Raw genomic sequence first — 3,326 nt, forward strand, 5'->3', positions numbered from 1 at the left:
AGCCGGACGCGCGGCGGCACGCCGCCCGCGTCCTCGGGCGGTGCGGCTGGTCGTAGGGGTTGAACCATCGATCTGTCCTCGCCGTCCACCACCCGTCGAGTATCACCCATGCCCCGCCCGGAGTCAGGCCCGGTCGTACCCTTGGTGGCATGCCCCGGTACGAGTTCCGCTGCCGCGCGTGCGGCGCCACCTTCGAGGTCAACCGTCCGATGGCGCGAGCCGGCGAGCCGGCGTCCTGCCCGAGCGGGCACGCCGACACCGTCAAGCTGCTGTCCACCGTGGCCGTGACCGGCCGAGGCGGCGGCGCGTCTTCCGCGCCGGCCCCCTCCGGCGGGGGCTGCTGCGGCGGCGGTTGCGGCTGCTGACCCCGCCCCGCGCAACCCGGTCCCACGGGGCCGTACCGGTTCGGGCCCTGCCGGTTCCGGCCCTCGTTGGCACCTTGGGGTGGATTTCGCCCGTCCGTTCTCACGATGCGTGACGGCACGACTATAGGGCAGCATGAACGCGTCGTAACGGGGGCGGAGGTTCGACGCATGTCGCCAGGGATCCACCTCCCGAGCGGATGGGTGACCTTCGTGTTCACCGACATCGAGGGTTCGACGCGCCTGGCCCAGCTGCTCGGCCCGGGATACCGCCCGGTGCTGCGTGAGCATCGCCGGCTGCTGCGCGACACCCTGGCCGCCACCGACGGCGCGGAGCTGCTGACCGAGGGCGACTCGTTCTTCATCGCGTTCCCCGACGCCGGCGCCGCGCTCACCGCCTGCCTCACCGCGCAGCGCGCGCTCGCGGCGCACGACTGGCCGACGCCGGAGGCCGCGCCCCGGGTGCGGATGGGCCTGCACACCGGCTGGGCGGAGCCCCGCGACGGCGAGTACGCCAGCCACGAGGTGCATCGGGCGGCCCGAGTCGCCGCCGCCGCCCACGGCGGGCAGGTGCTCTGCTCGGCGGCGACCGCCCGGCACGCCTCCCCGCTGCCGGCGGGCGCGTCCCTGCTCGACCTCGGCCTGTACCGGCTGCGCGGCTTCGACGACCGGGAACGGCTGTTCCAACTGATCGCGCCCGGCCTGGAGCGGCAGTTCCCCCGGCCGCGGACCGCCGACGCGGTGGCGCACAACCTGCCGACCCAGGTCACCTCCTTCGTCGGCCGGGAGGCGGAGCGGGTCGAGTTGCGCCGGCTGACGGCTGTGTACCGGCTGGTGACCGTGCTCGGCGCGGGCGGGGCCGGCAAGACCCGGCTCGCCGTCGAGCTGGCGGCCGGCGTGGTGGAGGAGTATCCGGACGGCGTCTGGTTCGTCGACATCGCCACCGTGACCGACCCGGGGCTGGTCGCCTTCGCGGTCGCCGCCGTGCTCGGGCTGCGTCCGGAGCCCGGCCGTCGGATGGTGGACACCCTCGTCGAGTACGCCGCCGCCCGCCGGATGCTGATCCTGCTGGACACCTGCGACGCCCAGCCGGCCGCCTGCGCCGAGCTGATCTCCCGGCTGCTCGCTGGCGGGGGCGGGATCCGGGTGCTGGCCACCAGCCGCGAGTCCTTCGGCCTGCCCGGCGAGGTGGTGTGGCGGATCCCGCCGCTGTCCGTGGAGCCCCGGCCGGACGGTGGGGAGAGCGACGCGGTGGCGCTGCTGCTGGCCCGTACGGCGGCCGCCCGGGGCGGTCGGGAACCGGCCTCGATCGAGTCGGCCGACCTGCGGCGGGTGGCGCAACGGCTGGACGGGCTGCCGCTCGCCATCGAGCTGGCCGCCGCCCGGCTGCGGGTGCTCTCCGCCGGGCAGCTCGCCGAGCGCCTCGACGACGTGCTCGGGACCCTCGACGCCGGGCGGGACGCTCCGCAGCCGGTGCGGGACGAGCGCGGCTGGACGGGCAACCAGCAGGACACCGTCGACCTGGCGGCGGCCTCCCGGGGCAAAGCCCCGCCCACCCCGGCTACCCGCGCCGTGCAGCGTTCGGCCGCCGAGCGGCACCTCACCATGCAGGCCACCGTCACGTGGTCGTACCGGACGCTCGGGCCCCGGGCGGCCCGGCTGCTGCGCTGGCTCGCGGTCTTCGCCGGCCCGGTGGACCTGCCGACGGTGGAGTGGCTGCTCGACGACGACCCGCTCGACCCGCTGTCGGTGCTGGTGGACAAGTCGATGATCCTGGCCGAGCCGCACGCGTCGGGAAGCACGTACCGGATGCTCGACCCGATCCGGGCGTACGCGGCCCGGCGGCTTGCCCAGGCAGGCGAGGAACGGGCCGCCCGGGACCGGCACCTGGCCTGGTCGACGCGCGCGTTGCGGCAGGCCCGCCTCGGGCCGGACGGCCGGCCGACGACCCTTTCCCTGTACGCCCTCGACCCGCTCGCCGGCGAGCTGCGCGCCGCGCTGCGCTGGTGCGCGACCGGTGGCAGCGCCCGGGCCGGGCTGCGCCTTGCCGGGGGCCTGGACCAGTGGTGGCGGGAGCGCGGGCTGGCCCGGGAGGGGCGGCTCTGGCTGTTCCGGCTCTACGGCCGGATGGCCGAGACCGGGGAGCACGTCCCGGACGCCGAGCTGGCGGCGGCGTACTACATGCACTCGCTGCACGCCGGCGCGGACGGTGAGTTCGCCGAGGAGCTGCGCTACTTCCAGCAGGCCGAGGCGGCGGCCCGGCGGGCCGGCGACGCAGGCCTGCTGGCCCGGGTGCTGGCCGGGCGGGCCGTCCCGCTGGTCGACATGGGGCAGTTCGCCGAGGCCGAGCGGGCCTGCCGGGAGGTCATCGCCTGGGCACACGAGCGGGAGGTGGCGGGGGACGCGCTCCTGGCGGTGCTCAGCCTCGCCGAGCTGCTCTGGCGGCGGGGCGCGCTGGCGGAGGCCGCGGAGCTGCTCGGCGCGGCCCGACCGGTCGAGGCGGTCCGCCCGGCCGACCGGGGGCGTCGGTCGGTGGACATGCTGCTCGGCATGGTGGCGCTGGCCCGGGGTGACCTGGTGGCCGCGCACGAGCACCTGCTGGTCGCGTTGCGGTCGCGGATGAGCCACGGCTTCCATCGCCGGGCCTGCGACACCCTGAACGCCATCGCGGTGCGCTGCGCGGCCGGTGGCGACCCGCTGACCGCCGCCCGGCTCTTCGGCGCGGCCCAGGCGATCCGGGAGAGCCTGCGGTCGACCCCGGGCATCTACGGCGGGTACTGGCTGGAACGCCAGGCCGCGCTGCGCCGGATGATGGGCGACGGGGCCTTCGACGACGCGTACGGCGAGGGGAGCGAGCTGGGGCTGGAGGAGGCGGCGGCCCTGGCGTTGGCGGTGGAGCATCCCGATCTCGGGGTGGACTCGACCCGGTTCGCCGCCACCGGCCTGCCCGCCCCGGTGCACCCC

2 protein-coding genes are annotated in these 3,326 nt (G+C 76.4%); both read left to right on the top strand.

The features are described from left to right. The first annotated feature begins 149 nt into the window (after nt 1–149). Nucleotides 150–365 carry a zinc ribbon domain-containing protein gene (locus E1258_RS31300; protein WP_132407430.1) on the top strand — a complete coding sequence of 72 codons (216 nt, stop codon included), beginning with the start codon at nt 150–152 and terminating at the stop codon, nt 363–365. Nucleotides 366–533: 168 nt separating this feature from the next. After that, on the top strand, nt 534–3,326 hold a 2,793-nt coding region (locus E1258_RS31305), incomplete at its 3' end, for an adenylate/guanylate cyclase domain-containing protein (protein ID WP_132407432.1).

Origin of the sequence: Micromonospora sp. KC207 (assembly GCF_004348615.1) — a bacterium.
GTDB lineage: Bacteria > Actinomycetota > Actinomycetes > Mycobacteriales > Micromonosporaceae > Micromonospora.

Excerpts from the sequence above, each read along its gene's own strand:
- E1258_RS31300 (WP_132407430.1), top strand. The coding sequence starts at position 150 with ATGCCCCGGTACGAGTTCCGCTGCCGCGCGTGCGGCGCCACCTTCGAG.